Origin of the sequence: Achromobacter sp. ES-001 (assembly GCF_019448355.1) — a bacterium.
GTDB lineage: Bacteria > Pseudomonadota > Gammaproteobacteria > Burkholderiales > Burkholderiaceae_B > Achromobacter > Achromobacter spanius_B.
In genome coordinates this window covers 5,872,752-5,889,403 of record NZ_CP079940.1, presented here as the reverse complement: position 1 = coordinate 5,889,403, position 16,652 = coordinate 5,872,752, and the positions used below count along the sequence as shown (strand labels likewise).

Genomic DNA, 16,652 nt, shown 5'->3' with positions numbered 1-16,652 from the left:
TCTGTGGGTCTGCCTGCTTTATGCGTGAGTCTGCGGGGCGGGCGGCGCATGCGGGTCGATGTGCGGCGCGCACTCCGGCGCTTCATGCTGGGACGCCGAGTGCAGCGGCTTGCCACCCAGCGAACGCAGCAGCACGTAGAACACCGGCGTCAGGAACAGGCCGAACAAGGTCACGCCCAACATCCCGAAGAACACCGCCACGCCCATCGCATGACGCATTTCGGAACCGGCGCCCGACGACAGCACCAGCGGCACCACACCCATGATGAACGCGATGGACGTCATCAGGATCGGACGCAGACGCAGGCGGCTGGCTTCGATGGCGGCTTCCAGCGGCGTGCGGCCGCTCATTTCAAGCTCGCGGGCGAATTCCACGATCAGGATCGCGTTCTTCGCGGACAGCCCCACCAGCACCATCAAGCCGATCTGCGTGAAGATGTTGTTGTCGTTGCCCGTCAGGTACACGCCGGTCAGCGCAGCCAGGATGCTCATCGGCACGATCAGGATCACGGCCAGCGGCAGGGTCAGGCTTTCATACAGCGCGGCCAGCACCAGGAACACCAGCAGCACGCTGATCGGGAATACCCACAAGCCGGCATTGCCCGCCAGGATCTGCTGATACGTCAGGTCGGTCCATTCGAACTTCACGCCACGCGGCAGCGTTTCGGCGGCCACGCGTTCGGCGGCGGCTTGCGCCTGGTCCGACGAAAAACCGGGCGCCGGGCCGCCGTTGATGTCGGCGGCGGTGTAGCCGTTGTATCGCACCACCATTTCGGGGCCGAACGTCTGGTTCACCGTCACCAGCGAAGACAGCGGCACCATGTCGCCCGCAGCGTTGCGGGTCTTCAGTTGCAGGATGTCGTCGGCATGCGCGCGGAACTGGGCGTCGGCTTGCGCCCGCACCTGGAACACGCGGCCGAAACGGTTGAAGTCGTTGACATACATCGAACCCAGGTAGATCTGCATGGTGTCGAACACTTCCGTCACCGGCACACCCAGCTGCTTGGCCTTCACACGGTCCAGGTCCACGTCCAGCTGCGGCACGTTGATTTCGTAGCTGGAGAACGCAGGGCCCAGTTCAGGCGTTTGACGCGCCTTTTCCAGGAAGGCCTGCTTGGCCTTGTCCAGCTCGGCATAGCCGAGCGCCGCGCGGTCTTCCAGTTGCAGCTTGAATCCGCCCAGCGTGCCCAAACCCATCACGGGCGGGGGCGGGAACACGGCGATGAACGAATCCTGGATGGCGGCAAACTTCTGGTTCAGCGAGGCGGCAATGGCGTTGCCCGACAGTTCTGCGCCCTTGCGCTCGTCAAACGGCTTGAGCGTGACGAACACGATGCCGGCGCTGGAGCTGTTGGTAAAGCCGTTGATCGACAAGCCCGGGAACGCGATGGCCGATTGCACGCCGGGTTCCTTCAAGGCGATGTCGCTCATGCGGCGGATCACCGCTTCCGTGCGGTCCAGCGATGCGCCGTTGGGCAACTGCGTGAAGCCGATCAGGTACTGCTTGTCCTGCGCGGGCACGAAGCCGCCGGGCACCAGGTACGACACGCCGATCGTGGCCGCCACCAGCACGGCGTACACGCCCATCGCGCCGGCCTTGCGGCGGATGACGCTGGACACGCCCGTGCCGTAGGACTCGGACGCGCGGCCGAACATGTTGTTGAACCAGTTGAAGAAGCGGCCGAAGACGCGGTTCATGCCACGGGTCAGCCAGTCCTGCTTGTCGTGATGGCTTTTGAGCAGCAGGGCCGACAGCGCGGGCGACAGGGTCAGCGAGTTAAAGGCCGAGATCACCGTCGAGATGGCAATCGTCATGGCGAACTGCTTGTAGAACTGGCCGGTCAGGCCCGTCATGAACGCCAGGGGCACGAACACGGCACACAGCGTCAACGCGATAGCGATGATGGGGCCGCTGACTTCGCGCATGGCGCGGTAGGTGGCGTCGCGTGGACTCAAGCCCGCCGCGATGTTGCGTTCCACGTTTTCCACCACCACGATCGCATCGTCCACCACAATCCCGATGGCAAGCACCATCCCGAACAGCGACAAGGCGTTGATGGAATAGCCGAACACCAGCAGCAGCGCGAACGTACCCACGATGGAGACCGGCACGGCCAGCAGCGGGATGATCGATGCGCGCCACGTTTGCAGGAACAGGATCACCACCAGCACGACCAGCGCAATGGCTTCCAGCAGCGTGTGCACCACGGCTTCGATACTGGAACGCACGAACTGCGTGGGGTCGTATTCGATGCGGTATTCCACGCCCGGCGGGAAGTCTTGCGACAGCTCGGCCATGGCGGCGCGCACCTTGGACGACACGTCCAGCGCGTTCGCGCCCGGCGATTGCATGATGCCCATGCCCACCGCCTGCTTGTTGTCCAGCAGCGAACGCAGGCCGTATTCCTGCGCGTCCAGCTCCACGCGGGCGACGTCGGACAAGTGCGTCACGGCGCCGTCGGACGAGGTCTTCAGGATGATGTCGCGGAACTCTTCTTCGCTTTGCAGACGGCCACGCGCGTTCACGTTCAGCTGCAAGGGCACGTCGCCCTGCGTGGGCGATGCGCCGATCACGCCGGCGGCAACCTGCACGTTTTGTTCGCGAATGGCGGCAACGACTTCCGACGCCGTCATGCCCCGCTGCGCGACTTTCTGGGGGTCCAGCCACACGCGCATCGAGTAGTTGCCCGAGCCCCACACCGTGACTTCGCCCACGCCCGTGATGCGGGCCAGGCGGTCCTTGACGTTCAGGATGGCGTAGTTGCGCAGGTAGGTGATGTCGTAGCGGTCGTTAGGCGAAATCAGGTGCACCACCAGCGTCAGCGTCGGCGAGCTTTTCGCGGTGGTCACGCCCAGGCGCTGCACGTCCGGCGGCAGGCGCGGCAGCGCTTGCGACACACGGTTCTGCACCAGCTGCTGCGCCTTGTCCGGGTCCACGCCCAGCTTGAAGTTGACCGTCAGCGTCAGGTTGCCGTCGCTGTTGGCCTGCGACTGCATGTACAGCATGTCCTCGACGCCGTTGATGGATTCTTCCAGCGGCGACGCGACGGTCTCGGCGATGACCTTGGGGTTGGCGCCCGGATACTGCGCGCGCACCACCACCGACGGCGGCACGACTTCCGGGTATTCGGAAATGGGCAGCTGGAACATGGCCAACAGGCCGGCCAGCAACACCAGGATGGACAGCACACCGGCAAAGATCGGCCGGTCGATGAAGAACTTTGAGATATTCATGAGCGTTCTCTGTAGACGCGCGGGCCTTACTGGACCTGGGCCGCGGCGGTCTGCACCGGTGCGCGCTTGGCGGCAACCATGGGCACGACGGTGGGGGTCACGGCGTCGCCGGGACGGATGCGTTGCAGGCCGTTGACGACGATGCGTTCACCGGGCTTCAGGCCGGAATCAACGACGCGCAGGCCTTCCTGGTTGGCGCCCAGCTTGATCTGGCGGTAGACGGCGTGGTTCTTGTCGTCCAGCACCAGCACGTAGCGCTTGTCCTGGTCGGTGCCGATGGCTTTTTCGTCGATCAGCACGGCCGAACGCGGGTCGCTGCCGCCCAGGCGGACGCGGGCGTACAGGCCGGGCAACAGCGAGCCGTCGGCGTTGTCGAATTCGGCGCGCACGCGGATCGTGCCCGAGGTGGCGTCCAGGCGGTTGTCCACCGACTGCACGACGCCGGTACGCGAATAGCCTTCTTCGTTCGCCAGGCCCAGTTCAACCGGCACCGAGCCGGCCTTGCCGTTGCGCGCCGGGTTCACGTACTTCAGGAACGTTTGTTCGTCCACGTCGAACGATGCGTACATTTTCGACACCGACACCAGCGTGGTCAGCGGCACGGACGCGGCGCCGGCGGCCACCACGTTGCCCACGGTGACTTCGGCGCGCGACACGCGGCCGGCCACGGGGGCTTCGATGCGGGTGTAGCCCAGGTTCAGCTTGGCGTAGTCCAGCGCGGCCTGCGCGCCTTGCAGGTTGGCGGCGGCTTCGCGCGCGGCGTTCTGCTTTTCCTCGAAGTCGCGGCGTGCGATGGCGTTGTCGGCCAACAGGCGCTGGCCTCGCGCCAGTTCGGTGGCGGTGTACGACGCACGGGCCTTGGCGGCGGTCAGGGCGGCGGCGGCGCGGTCAACCTCGGCCGCGTAGGGGCGCGGGTCAATGGTGAACAGCACGTCGCCCTTCTTGACGATGCTGCCGTCCTGGAAGTGCACTTGCGTCAGCGTGCCGGACACCAGCGGGCGGATGTCGACGCGGTCGATGGCTTCCAGGCGGCCGGAATAACGCTGCCAGTCCACGATGGTCTTGTTGACGACTTCCGCCACTTCGACCGGTGTCGCGGCGGGCGCGCCCTGGGCCACGGCGACGTTGCCGCCACCGGGGCCACGGGTCAGGGCATAACCGCCACCGGCCGCCAGCACGGCGGCAAATACAACGAGCACAGCAATACGTTTACGCGAAACCATGATGTTTCCTTGAAAGATTTAGGTGCGAAAGCGCGCTTGCTTGGAGCCCGGGGCGGGGGCGGCTGCGGCGGGTCTGGCCATGTCAGTCCGTAGCGTCCGTTGCGGCTAGGCGTATATGCTTATGCTGCAACGCAACATCCATCAGGGTTGCGGATCCAAGTCAGAGTGCCGGGAGGGCGGGCTCTGCAAGGACGGAAGCTGAGGATTGACATGCCCTGTGGGGTCGCCGGGAGGCAAGGGCACTTCAAGATGGTTCGCATTCTGAGTGTTTTGTGGGGCCGGATAAACACAGTTAATCCGGCAACACTGTTCGACACGGATGACTAATCGGCGTCGAAATCGGGTTATGCTCCGTTCACCCCGACTTATTTGCCCAAAAGGACACCGTCGCCATGGACCGTTTTCAGGCTATGCAGGTGTTTGTGCGCGTCGTGGACGCCAACAGCTTCACGCGGGCGGCCGACAGCCTCTCGCTACCGCGCACCACCGTCACCACCATCATCCAGAACCTCGAACGCCTCTTGGGCGTACGACTGCTGAACCGCACTACGCGCCGTATCGGCCTGACGCCGGACGGCGCGGGCTATTACCAGCACTGCGTGCGCATTCTGGCGGACGTCGAAGAAACCGAGGCCTGTTTCCAGGAAGCAGCGCTGCGCCTGAAGGGCCGGCTGCGCATTGACGTGCCGACCTGCATCGGCCGCCTGATCCTGATCCCGTCATTGTGTGATTTCCACGACAAATACCCCGACGTCGAGCTGGTGCTTGGCCTGGGCGACCGGCCTGTGGATATGGTGCAAGAGGCCGTCGACTGCGTGATTCGCGCAGGCGAACTGGAAGATTCCAGCCTGGTCGCGCGCCGCATCGGCACCTTGCAGACCGTCACCTGCGCCTCGCCTACCTACGTGGCGCGTCACGGCATGCCGCAAACCATCGAGTCGCTGCGCGATCACCACGCGGTGCATTACTTCATGAGCCGCACGGGCCGTAACTGCGCCTGGGACTTCAAGGTGGACGGCAAGCACCAGGAAGTGGACATGAAGGGCACGGTAGCGGTGAATGAAGCCGGCGCCTATCTGGATTGCGGGCTGAAGGGTTTCGGCCTGATCCAGGTGGCCCGCTACATGGCGCTGCCGCACCTGCAATCGGGCGAGCTGATCGAAATTCTGCCGCAGTGGAAGCCCAGCTCTACGCCGATTTCCGTGCTGTATCCGCAAAGCCGCCAGTTGTCGCCGAAGGTACGCGCGTTTACGGATTGGGTGGCTGAATTGTTCGCCGGATGCCCACTATTGAGCGGCCGCGACGAAACCGATCCGGCAGCCGCCAGCTGCGGCGTGTATCAGCGTCAGCTGGGCATGCCCAGCGCCATGACGATGGGGGCGCCCGCCGCCCAGCCGCTGGCTGAACCGGTGTTGGCCCAGACGCCGCCGCGGCGCCGCAGCCCGCGCGAAGAGGCCGCCGAGTACGCGCTGTAAGCGTGTGGCGTGGCACGCCCGGTGCGTGCCACGCCGAAAGACCACGGGAATCCCCGTAGTAAATACAGGGCTTGCGTCCCTCGTATATCTTGAAACGTCTGTATAGTCCGACAGTCAAAGCCTACAACGCCCTTACTGTCGATCCGCGCTATGCAGCCTGTTCTACCCGCTTATTTGATGGCCCGTTGGCTGCTTTTGCTCGTGCTGTTGGCCGGGGTGTACTTCCTTAGCGGCTTTCTCGTTCCTGCTCTTGCGGCCCTGATTATTGGCCTGGCCAGCTGGCCCTTGTACCAGCGCCTGGTCGTGCGCTGCGGCGGCCGCACGGCCGTGGCCGCGTCGCTGGCGCTGCTCATGGTCATCGTGGTGCTGATCGTGCCGATGTCGTTGGCCTTGTCCTACGCCATCAAGGAAGCCAGCACCTTTTTCGCCTGGGCCATAGCCGCCAACCGCCACGGCGTGGCCGTGCCGAACTGGATTACGTCGATGCCCGTGCTGGGCGAGCGCCTGGGCCAGTATTGGGAATCGTATATTGGCCAGCCCCACGCGCTGGGCGCGCTGGTTGAAGCCGTCAGCGGCGAACACCTGGGCAACATCTACCGCATGGTGCTGGCCGCGACGGGCAACGTGTTCCAGCTGCTTTTGACCGTGCTGTTCATGCTGATCACGCTGTTCTTCGTCTACAAGGACGGCATCCGGATGGTGGCGCAGTTGGACGTGCTGGGCGAACGCATTCTGCCTGCGCGCTGGCAGCGGTTTTCCCGCGTGGTGCCTGCCACTATCAATTCCACCGTTACCGGCATGGGCCTGATCGCGCTGGGCGAAGGCCTGGTGCTGGGCATCGCCTACTGGGTGGCGGGCGTGCCGTCGCCCGTGCTGCTGGGCGTGGTGACCGGTTTCATGGCCTTGATCCCCGGCGGCGCGCCGCTGTCGTTCACGCTGGTGTCCTTGTACCTGGTCGGTTCCGGCCACGTGGTGGCGGGCATTGCGCTGATGGTTTGGGGCAGCGTTGAATTGTTCATCGTGGACAAGACCTTGCGCCCGCGCCTGGTGGGCGGCCCGGTCAAGCTGCCGTTCCTGCCGACGTTCTTCGGCCTGGTGGGCGGCGTCAAGACGATGGGCATCGTGGGCCTGTTCGTCGGGCCGGTGCTAATGGCCTTGCTGGTGGCCGTGTGGCGCGAATGGGTGCACCACGAAGTCCAGGAACGCGACGCTGAACGGGCTCGCCCGCCGCTGCCGCCGGCGACGCCGCGCGTTGAAAAAACACCTACTGCCTGACGCGCGGCCCGCCCGCTTTGGTAATCTAGCCATCCCCGCGTTTACCGGCGCCTGACCGGTACGCGCCTGCCCCGCACGCAGACGCTTCGCAACCGCCGCGGGGTGTGAGGATTGAGATGTCCGGGTTCCTGCACGATGATCAAATTGCCGTCCTGCGCCAGCAGGGTTTTGTGGTGGCCCGCCAGTTTGCGGACCCGCACCGGGTAGCCGCTTTGCGCGCCCTGGCCGAGCGCCATTTGCAAGACCACGTAGCGCCCATCGAATACGAAGCCGACCTGCGCTATCCCGGCGCGCCGGCATCCCGCGAGGCGCAAGGCGGCTTGACGGTGCGCCGCCTGTTGAACGCCTATGCGCGCGACCCGCTGTTTGCGCAGTGGGCCACCGACCCGGCCATCGGCCAATGGCTGGCGCGCTATTTCGGCGAACCGGCCGTGCTGTCCACCGTGCATCACAACTGCGTGATGACCAAGCACCCGGCCTACGGCAGCCTGACCGGTTGGCATCAGGACATTCGCTACTGGTCTTTTTCCGATACTGATTTGGTGTCCTGTTGGCTGGCGCTGGTGCCCGAAAGTTCGGGCAATGGTGGTCTGTCATTCATCCCGGGTTCGCACACGGCGTCTTTCGCGCCTGAACAATTCGATGAGAAGAAGTTCTTCCGCGAAAACGTACCCCAAAACGCCGACTGGATCGCGCGGGCGGTCAGCCCCACGCTAGAGGCGGGCGACGTGGTGTTCTTCCATTGCCGCACGCTGCACGCCGCGCCGGGCAATCGCAGCGACCGCGTGAAGCTGTCTTTGGTGCACACCTATCACCCGGCGTCCTGCCACCCCATCGCGGGTACGCGTTCCGCGTCGCAGCCGGACGTGCCGCTGGCAGGGTAAGCGGTAAGTCGGTGGACGTTGGGGCGGTAATAATCAATCGATATCTGCAATAAATAATTGAACTACAATTATTTCAACCGCAGTACGCAGTGCGCATAACGCAAACGCAGAACGTCTGGATGAATACGCGATGCCGGGCCGGCAACACCCGCATCGCGTTCTTCTTGCGTGACCATCCCCGGAACTGAACAGGCTGTTTCCCGTGCCCAAAACAAAGATCGACAACGACACGCAAGAATCGCAGGCGCCCGGCGCAACCCGGTCATCACTGTTTGTGGGGTCCACCGAAAAGGCCTTCCAGGTGCTGCACGCGTTCGACGGGTCGCGCCGCCACATGACGCTGGCCGACATCGCCCGCGCGTCCGGCCTGGACCGCAGCGCCACGCAGCGCCTGGTCTACACGCTGGAAACGCTGGGCTACCTGCGCCGCATTCCCGACACGCGCAACTACGGGCTGACGCCCAAGGTGCTGCAATTTTCGTACAACTATGTGCGCGCCAACGAGCTGATCGACAAGGCCTCGCCCTATCTGCTGGACATTAGCCGCACGCTGGGCGAAACCACTAACCTGCAAGAACTGGACGGCCACGAAATTGTGTTCGTCGCGCGCTTTCCGGGCCATCACCTGGTCAACGTGGACATCGCCGTTGGCAGCCGTCTGCCGGCGTTCTTCACGGCGTCCGGCACCGCGATCCTGTCGCGTCTGACGGACGAGCATCGCCGTGAAATCCTGGCGCGGACGCGGCTGGACCCCATCACGCCCTACACCGAAGTGGACCCTGACAAGCTGATGGAACGCGTGCAGCGCGTGGCCGAAAAAGGCTACGCGATCATCGTCAACGAGACGGTGCTGGGCGACATCTCGGTGGCCGCGCCGGTCACCGACCATCGCGGCCTGGCCGTGGCTGCCATCAATATTTCGGTGCCCACGACGCGCTGGACGGTCGCTCGCGTTGAAGCCGAACTGGCGCCCCATGTGCAGGTGGCGGCCACGTCGATTTCAAAGTCCAAATTCGCGGGCTATTCCAGATAGGCCCGGCTTACTTCACCCCTTCGAATTCCGCCAGCAACGGCTTGAGCGTTTCACGCAGGGCCGACTGCAACGCATCGGCCGGGGCCACCAGCGGGTCCAGCACATCGGGCGCGTTCACGCCGATCAGGTCCATGACGGACTTCATCGGGCCCGGGTTGGTCTCGGCAAACGCCAGGTCCATCAACGGGATCAGGCGGCGATGCAGTTCCATCGATTCCCGCGTACGGCCTTCCGACGCCAGCTGGTAGACCTGGCGCCAGGCCGACGGCAGCAAGCTAGCCGTGACCACGATGCCGCCGCGCGCGCCGGCGGCCAGATGCACCGGCAGCAGCGTGTCTTCGCCGCTGAACACCGCAAACGATTCGTCCACGCCCGCCACCGTGCGCAGGAAGTGGTACATGTCCGTGTTGCAGGCCTTCATGCCGATGATGTTCTGGTGGCGCGACAGTTCATGCAGCACCTCGGGCGCAATCGCGATGCGGGTGCGATACGGAATTTCGTAGATCATCACGGGCAGCGGCGATGCATCGGCATAGCGCAAGAAGTAGTCGCGGATGCCGGCCTGCGTGGGCGTCGTGTAGTAGGGCGTCAGCACCATCAGCGCATCGGCGCCGGCCTCGGCGAATTCGCGGCCCGCTTGCAGCGCGTCGTGATAGCCGGGGTCCAGCACGCCGGGAATCACCGGCACGCGGCCGGCTACGGCCTCGACCGTCAACTGGCACATGCGGATGCGCTCGGCGCGGGGCAGCGCGCCGTATTCGCCCGTGCCGCCCAACGGGACGATGCCGTCGATGCCCTGCTGCATCAGGTAGGCGACCAGCGCCTTGGCAGCGGGGACGTTGATGGTGTCGTCGGCGTTGACCGGCGTGGGGATGGCGGGAAAAACTCCGCGCAGTTGGGTTGCGTTCAGCATGTTGTGTATCCAGGAAAATAAATCTAAATCAGAGGCGTCGGATTCAATTGGCCAGGCTGCGGCGGCGCAGCCGGTCGGCCAGCCAGATCAGCGCGGCAATGAAAATGAACAGGCAGGTAGAGACGGCGGCAATCACCGGGGAAATCTGTAGCGTGACCTCGTCCCAGAACTGCTTGGGCAGCGTGGCGTTCAGGCCACCGGAGGCGAACAGCGCAATCGTGAGTTCGTCGAACGATGTGGCGAAGGCAAACAGGAATGACGACATCAGCCCCGCGCCCAGAATCGGAAACGTCACGAAGCGCAGCGTGGCCCACGGCCCGGCGCCCAGGCTTTGCGCCGCCAGGTCCAGCCGCGTGTCGTAGTTGCGCAGCACGGCCATCATGGTGATCACCACGTAGGGCACGGCCACCACGGTATGCGCCAGGATGAGGCCGATGGTGGATCCCACCAGCCCCACGCGCGCAAAGAAATAGAACATGCCCACCGCGATGATCATGCGCGGCACCACGATGGGCGACAGCACGAAGGCCAGCATCGCCGACTTGCCTCGCATGTTCGCGCGCACCAGCAGGAAGGCGGCGGGCGTGCCGATCAGCATCGCCAGCAAACCCGTGCCCACGCCCACGATCAACGACCGGGTGATGGCCTGCATCCACACGGGCGACGTGAACATCTGCTCGTACCATTGCAGCGAAAATCCCTTGGGCGGCCACGTCAGGCCCGAACCGGAATCGAACGACAGCGGAATCATCAGGAAGGCCGGCGCACTAAGAAACGCCAGCACGCCCAGCACGATCCACCACAGCGTGCGTGACTGACCCGTGCCCGACACCGACCGCCGCACCCGCTTGGGCAACAGCGCGAACAGGGCATCCGACACGTTCGCCAGCACCGTCAACACCGCATCGCCCGCGCGGCGCGACAGGCTTTCCTTGCCCGATGCCCGCACGCGCGTGGATGCGCCGCCCGTCATGGTCGACAGGCCCAGCACCTTGTCATAGATGGCGAACACCACCAGCACCACCACCAGCAGCAACACCGACACCGCGCCGGCGAACTCCCAGTTCATGGTCTGCTGCACCTGGTCGATGATGATCTGCGTGATCATCGTTTCCTTGCGTCCGCCCAGCAGCGCGGGCGTGATGAAAAAGCCGATGGCGGTGACGAACACCATGATGGCCGCGGCCGCCACGCCGGGCATCGACAGCGGGAAATAGATCTTCCAGAATGCCGTGCCGGGGCGCGCGCCCAGGGTGGAGGCGGCGCGCGGCAGGTTGCGGTCGATGTTCTCCATTACCGACAGCATCGTCAGCACCGCCAGCGGCATCAGCGCATGCACCATGCCCACCAGCACGCTGCCGAAGTTGTAGAGCAGGTTGGCCGGCGCATCCAGGATGCCCAGCGCTTGCAGCAACTGGTTGACCACGCCGTTGCGGCCCAGCAGCACCACCCACGCAAAGGTGCGCACCAGGAAGCTGGTCCAGAACGACAGCAGCACCCAGAACAGCAGCGACGTCTTGCGCTTGGCGGACAGGCTGGAAATCAGATAGGCGACCGGGTAGCCCGCGACGACGGAGAAGAACGTGGTCCACAACGAAATCTTCAACGTGATCAGCAGCACGTTCACATACACCGACGACTCGAACAGCCGGTGATATTGCGCCAGCGTGAAGCCCTTGTCGTCGACAACGCTTAACAACAGCAGCTGGCCCACCGGATAGATCAGCAGCACCAGCAGCAGCACGACCAGCGGGGCGGCCATCAGGAAATGGCGGCGGCCGGGGCTCATGCGCTTGCGGGGAGTAGCAAGGGATGTCATGCGTTTACTCCGCAATGGCCACCGCGTCGGCGGCTTGCCAGCTGACGGTCAGCGGCTGGCCGATGACGTATTGCTCGGCCTGGCGCTGCGTGGGGTAGGCCACGACGATGGGGGCGGCGTCGGCCACACCCAGGTCCAGGTACAGCTTGGTCAGGCTGCCCGTCACCATCACGTCCAGCAGCTTGCCGGTCAGGCCGTTGCCCGACGTGGCCACGCGCAGGTTTTGCGGGCGCAACATCACGGTGACTTTCTGGCCGGGCTTGATCGGGGCGCCGTTGGACAGCGCCAGGCCGGTAACGCCCTGATGCGCCAGCGTCACGCTCAATACGTCGCCGTCCACCGCCGTGACTTCACCTTGCAGCAGGTTCGATTCGCCCAGGAAGTCGGCCACGAAGAGCGTGCGGGGGCGGAAGTACAGATCGGCCGGCGTGCCCAGCTGCTCGATCGCGCCGCCGTTCATCAGGCAGATGCGGTCGGACATCGTCATGGCTTCTTCCTGGTCGTGTGTGACGTACACGATGGTGGTGCCCAATTCGCGGTGGATGCTCTTGATCTCCAGCTGCATCTGGTCGCGCAGCTTCTTGTCCAGCGCGCCCAGCGGTTCGTCCATCAGGATGATGGCGGGTCGATAGACCATGCAGCGCGCCAGCGCGATGCGCTGCTGCTGGCCGCCGGACAGTTCGCGCGGCAGGCGCGTGGCTACGTGCGGCAGGCGCACCATGTCCAGCGCCTCGTGCGCGCGGCGGCGCGCTTCGGCTGCCGGCACCTTGCGCATCTTCAAGGGAAACGCAATGTTCTCTTCGATGCTCATGTGCGGAAACAGTGCGTAGTTCTGGAACACCATGCCGATGTCGCGCTCGTAGGGCGCGCCGTACGTGACGTCGGCGCCGTCGATCAGCACGCGGCCCTCGTCGGGCTGCGCCAGGCCGGCGATCAGGCTCAATAAGGTGGTCTTGCCGGACCCGGAGGGGCCCAGCAGGGTCAGGAATTCGCCGCGAGCGACGTCCAGGTGCGTGGGCGCCAACGCGACGAAATCGCCATAGCGTTTGCCCAGGCCAGAGATTTGCAGATTGGAAGAAGACATGGTGTTCAGCACATTAGATTTCGCGCGGCGCGAGCCACGGTGGTGGCGCGCGGCCGATGGCTTATTTCAGGACCCAGCCGTTGAAGCGTTCAAGCACGTCGCGCTGCTTGTCCAGCCAGTACGCGGCGTTGATGTGCAGGCCGGTCTTGATGTTGTCGGGGTGGGTCGGGCAGTTGCGCGCCACGTCGGCCTTGATGTGGTCAAAGGCGGCGGGCTGCGTGACGCCGGCGGCAAAGTACTCGACCAGCGCTGCCTGGCGCTTGGGGTCGGACGCAAACTTGATGAACTCGCGGCAGGCGTCGGCGTTGGGCGTGCCTTTCAGGATGGACCAGTTGTCGCAACCCCAGATGTTCTGGTCCCACACGATCTGCACCGGCGCGCCGTTGGCGATGGCCGATTGCGCGCGCGACACCCACGTGGCGATCATGTCGACTTCGCCCGAGCCCAGCATCTGTTCGACCTGCGCGCCCGTGTTCCACCACACGTCCACCGAGGGCTTGACCTTGTCCAGGCTGGCCAGCGCGCGGTCGATGTCGCAGGGGTAAACCTTGTCGGTTGGCACGCCGTCGGCCATCAGCGCTTCTTCGATGGTGTCGAAGGGATGCTTGCGCAGGCCACGGCGGCCGGGGATGTCTTTGACGTTCCAGAAGTCGGCCCACGACGCGGGCGCGCGGCGGCCCTTGAAGGCGTCGGTACGGTACGCCAGCACGGTGGTGTAGACGTTGTTGCCCACGCCGTAGGGCGACATGTATTGCGGCGGGATGGTGGCCACGACCGGGTCGGATTCCAGACCGTGCTTTTCCAGATAGACCTTGCCGCCTTCGGTCAGCATCAGGATGGCGGGCTGGCTGATCTTGGCCATGTCCCAGGTGTAGTTGCCGGTGTCGACCATGCTGCGGATCTGCGCGGTGGGTTCGGCGTTGGCCTGCACGCCCACCACCTGGATGCCGGTGGCTTCCGAGAACGGCTTGTAGAACACGGCGCCATAGGCCTTGCTGTAGATGCCGCCGTCATCGCGCACGACGATGCGCTTGGAGGCGGCGCGCGACGGCGTCCAGATCATGGGCATGGCCAGCGCGGCGGCGCCGGCGGCCACGGTTTTCAACGCGGCGCGGCGCGAGGCGTTGTGGGGGATCGATTTCATGGAAGACTCCTGCGGGTCGGGTCAGGGACTGCGGATCAAGGGTGGGGATTCAAAAGACGGGGGGGTCGAAGGCGGGCGGTTCAATCCATGCGGGGCAGCAAGCGGCCGGGGTTGAACAGGTTGGCGGGGTCGAAGGTGGCCTTCAGCGCGTGCATCATCGCCAGTTCAACGGGGGACTTGTAGTGCGCCATTTCGGCCAGCGACGTGCGGCCCACGCCGTGTTCGGCGCTGAAGGTGCCACCCAGCGCATCGGCAACATCGTTGACCGCGCGGCGGATATCGGCGGCCATCGCGTCGCGGTCGGGCAGGGCGTTCCAGGCGTCGAAGGTGAAGAAGGGTATGAAGTGCACGTTGCCGTCGCCCAGGTGGGCCACGATCAGCACCGGCAGGCCGGGCACCAGGTGGCGCACGGCGGCGGTGGCTTCGTCGATGAAGCGCGGCACGCTGGACACGGGTACGGCGCTGTCCGTGGTCAGGCCCACGCCGGCCTTCTTATTGCCTTCGGACACGCTGTGGCGCACTTCCCAAAGCGCGGCGCGCTGGCTGTCGTTGCTGGCCAGCACGGCGTCGTGCAGCAGGCCCTGTTCGGACGCGTGTTCCAGCGTCTGCTGCAACAGCGCTTGCAGTTCGTCGCCGCTGGCCGTGTCGGACAGTTCCACCAGCACATGCCACGGGTGCGCGTCGCCCAGCGGGGTCTTGCGGCCCGGCACATGCGCCATCACGATGTCCAGCTGATTGCTGTCGATCATTTCAAAGGCCGACAGGCGCGAACCGCAGGCGCGCTGGAACATGCCCAGGATTTCCAGCGCGGCTTGCGGGCTGTCTGGCGCCAGCCAGGCCACGGCGTGGCGGGTGGGTAGCGGATGCAGCTTGAGCACGGCGGCGGTGACGATGCCCAAAGTGCCTTCGGCGCCGATGAACAGGTGCTTTAGATCAAAGCCGGTATTGTTCTTGCGTAGCGCGGTCAGGCCGTTCCAGATGGCGCCGTCGGGCAGCACCACTTCCAGGCCCAGGATGTTGTCCCGCGTGTTGCCGTAGCGCAGTACGCCCGTGCCGCCCGCGTTGGTGGCGATGGTGCCGCCGATCTGGCACGAGCCTTCCGCGCCCAGGCTGATGGGGTACAAGCGGCCCTCGGCGGCCGCTGCATCCTGCACCGTGGCCAGCACGCACCCGGCTTCTACTTCCATGGAATTGTTGGCGGCATCCACCCGGCGTACCCGGCGCATGCGCGCCAGGTTCACGATGACGGGGGGCGTACCGCTGGCATCCGGCACCGCGCCGCCGCACAGGCTGGTGTTGCCGCCCTGCGGCAGCACGGGCGTGGCATGGGCGTTGCATAGCCGCACAATGTCGGCCACCTGCTGCGTGTTGCCGGGCAGGGCAACGCACAGTGCGGGGCCCTTGTACCGGCCGCGCCAGTCTTCGGTATAGCCGGCCATGTCGGTGTCGGAATGAAGGATGGCGTCCGCGCCCAAGGCCTGGGTCAACGCGTCTAGCAGGGTGATGCCGTTGGTCATGTCTGTGGTCCCGAATGAAGCTCGGGGATCACACGAACCCGAGCGCATTGAGGCACAGCATACGATCACTTAAATCGCTTTTCGATTTGATTAATCGTATATCAATCGAATTTAGGGTATGTCCTAGTCGGAGCGGGTGGGGAACATACGGCTTGTCGCCCGCTAAATGAGCGAAATACAATCGTATTGTGCGATATGCGGTCTGTCTGCATCGCCTTCCCTGCCTCTTTGGAACTGGATTCCCATGCGCGAAAAGATCGTTTTTATCGGAGGCGGCAACATGGCCTCCGCCATCATCGACGGCCTGCTAGGACAAGGCCGTGAGCAGGCCGACTTCTTGGTAATCGAGCCCTACGCGCCCACGCGAGAGGCCTTGCGGGCGCGGGGACTGGCCTGCCAGGAAAGCGTGGGACCGGCCGTCGCTGACGTCGCGCTGTGCGTGCTGGCGACCAAGCCGCAAGGCTTGCAGGACGCCTGCGCCCAGGTGCGGGAATATCTGCCCGCCAGCGCCACGGTCGTCAGCATCGCGGCGGGCGTGGACCTGGCCTCGCTGTCGGACTGGCTGGGCGGCCACGCGCGCATTGTGCGCGCCATGCCGAACACGCCGGCCAAGGTGGGGCTGGGCATGACGGGGTTGTACGCCACGGCGGCATGCGGCGCCGCCGAGCGCGACCTCGTCGACGCCCTGTTTGCCGCCGTGGGCGAGCGCATCTGGACCGACACCGAAGGCATGATCGACGCTGTCACCGCCGTGACGGGCAGCGGCCCGGGCTATGTCTTTTACTTCATGGCGGCGCTGCAAAAGGGCGCAGTCGAGCTGGGCTTTTCCGAGGCAGACGCGCGCCGCCTGGCGGTCGCCGCCTTTCGCGGCGCGGCAGGCCTGGCGGCAAGCGAAGACGTGCCCCTGACGGAATTGCAGGATCGCGTCACATCCAAGGGCGGCACCACCTATGCGGCCCTGACGCACTTGCGCGAAGCCGGCGTGGCCGACGCCATCGGCGCGGCGGTGCACAAGGCGGAAAAGCGCGCACGGGAACTGTCGGCGGGCTGA

The 16,652-nt window shown here is 65.0% G+C and carries 12 protein-coding genes; 5 read left to right on the top strand and 7 right to left on the bottom strand.

Going from position 1 to position 16,652, the window contains the following annotated elements; genetic code table 11:
- Nucleotides 1-18 precede the first annotated feature (18 nt).
- Both KYT87_RS26575 and KYT87_RS26570 read right to left on the bottom strand, forming a co-directional pair.
- Complete coding sequence (locus tag KYT87_RS26575; RefSeq protein WP_104141732.1) at nucleotides 19-3,234, bottom strand: efflux RND transporter permease subunit; 3,216 nt, start codon at nucleotides 3,232-3,234, stop codon at nucleotides 19-21.
- Nucleotides 3,235-3,260: 26 nt separating this feature from the next.
- Entirely contained in the window at nucleotides 3,261-4,457 is a 1,197-nt protein-coding gene (locus KYT87_RS26570; RefSeq protein ID WP_046803312.1) for an efflux RND transporter periplasmic adaptor subunit, read from the bottom strand.
- 392 nt (nucleotides 4,458-4,849) lie between these two features.
- Here KYT87_RS26570 and KYT87_RS26565 point away from each other — a divergent pair, with 392 nt between their 5' ends.
- The 4 genes from KYT87_RS26565 (at nucleotide 4,850) to KYT87_RS26550 (ending at nucleotide 9,124) form a co-directional block, all read left to right on the top strand.
- Nucleotides 4,850-5,932 (top strand): LysR family transcriptional regulator, encoded by a 1,083-nt coding sequence (locus KYT87_RS26565; RefSeq protein ID WP_120157104.1) that lies wholly within the window; start codon nucleotides 4,850-4,852, stop codon nucleotides 5,930-5,932.
- A gap of 150 nt (nucleotides 5,933-6,082) precedes the next feature.
- The gene (locus KYT87_RS26560) at nucleotides 6,083-7,207 is read left to right on the top strand and encodes an AI-2E family transporter (RefSeq protein ID WP_046803314.1); all 1,125 of its coding nucleotides are present in this window, start codon (nucleotides 6,083-6,085) and stop codon (nucleotides 7,205-7,207) included.
- A gap of 116 nt (nucleotides 7,208-7,323) precedes the next feature.
- On the top strand, nucleotides 7,324-8,091 hold the full coding sequence (locus tag KYT87_RS26555; protein ID WP_219991259.1) for a phytanoyl-CoA dioxygenase family protein: 768 nt from the start codon (nucleotides 7,324-7,326) through the stop codon (nucleotides 8,089-8,091).
- A gap of 202 nt (nucleotides 8,092-8,293) precedes the next feature.
- On the top strand, nucleotides 8,294-9,124 hold the full coding sequence (locus tag KYT87_RS26550) for an IclR family transcriptional regulator (protein WP_120157102.1): 831 nt from the start codon (nucleotides 8,294-8,296) through the stop codon (nucleotides 9,122-9,124).
- 7 nt (nucleotides 9,125-9,131) lie between these two features.
- Here the strand turns inward: KYT87_RS26550 and dapA are convergent, their stop codons facing one another.
- The 5 genes from dapA to KYT87_RS26525 all read right to left on the bottom strand — a co-directional run bounded on the left by dapA (nucleotide 9,132) and on the right by KYT87_RS26525 (nucleotide 15,601).
- Nucleotides 9,132-10,037, bottom strand: a complete 906-nt coding sequence (gene dapA, locus KYT87_RS26545; protein WP_082134360.1) for a 4-hydroxy-tetrahydrodipicolinate synthase — start codon at nucleotides 10,035-10,037, stop codon at nucleotides 9,132-9,134.
- 43 nt (nucleotides 10,038-10,080) lie between these two features.
- On the bottom strand, nucleotides 10,081-11,856 hold the full coding sequence (locus KYT87_RS26540; RefSeq protein WP_046803318.1) for an ABC transporter permease subunit: 1,776 nt from the start codon (nucleotides 11,854-11,856) through the stop codon (nucleotides 10,081-10,083).
- Nucleotides 11,857-11,860: 4 nt separating this feature from the next.
- Nucleotides 11,861-12,940: an ABC transporter ATP-binding protein gene (locus KYT87_RS26535; RefSeq protein ID WP_219991258.1), complete on the bottom strand. Its 1,080-nt coding sequence runs from the start codon at nucleotides 12,938-12,940 to the stop codon at nucleotides 11,861-11,863.
- Nucleotides 12,941-13,001: 61 nt separating this feature from the next.
- On the bottom strand, nucleotides 13,002-14,084 hold the full coding sequence (locus KYT87_RS26530; RefSeq protein WP_120157100.1) for an ABC transporter substrate-binding protein: 1,083 nt from the start codon (nucleotides 14,082-14,084) through the stop codon (nucleotides 13,002-13,004).
- Between the two features lie 80 nt (nucleotides 14,085-14,164).
- A complete protein-coding gene (locus tag KYT87_RS26525) occupies nucleotides 14,165-15,601 on the bottom strand; it encodes an FAD-binding oxidoreductase (RefSeq protein ID WP_219991257.1) in 1,437 nt (478 codons plus the stop codon).
- 280 nt (nucleotides 15,602-15,881) lie between these two features.
- Here KYT87_RS26525 and proC point away from each other — a divergent pair, with 280 nt between their 5' ends.
- Nucleotides 15,882-16,652 (top strand): pyrroline-5-carboxylate reductase, encoded by a 771-nt coding sequence (proC, locus tag KYT87_RS26520; protein WP_255593594.1) that lies wholly within the window; start codon nucleotides 15,882-15,884, stop codon nucleotides 16,650-16,652.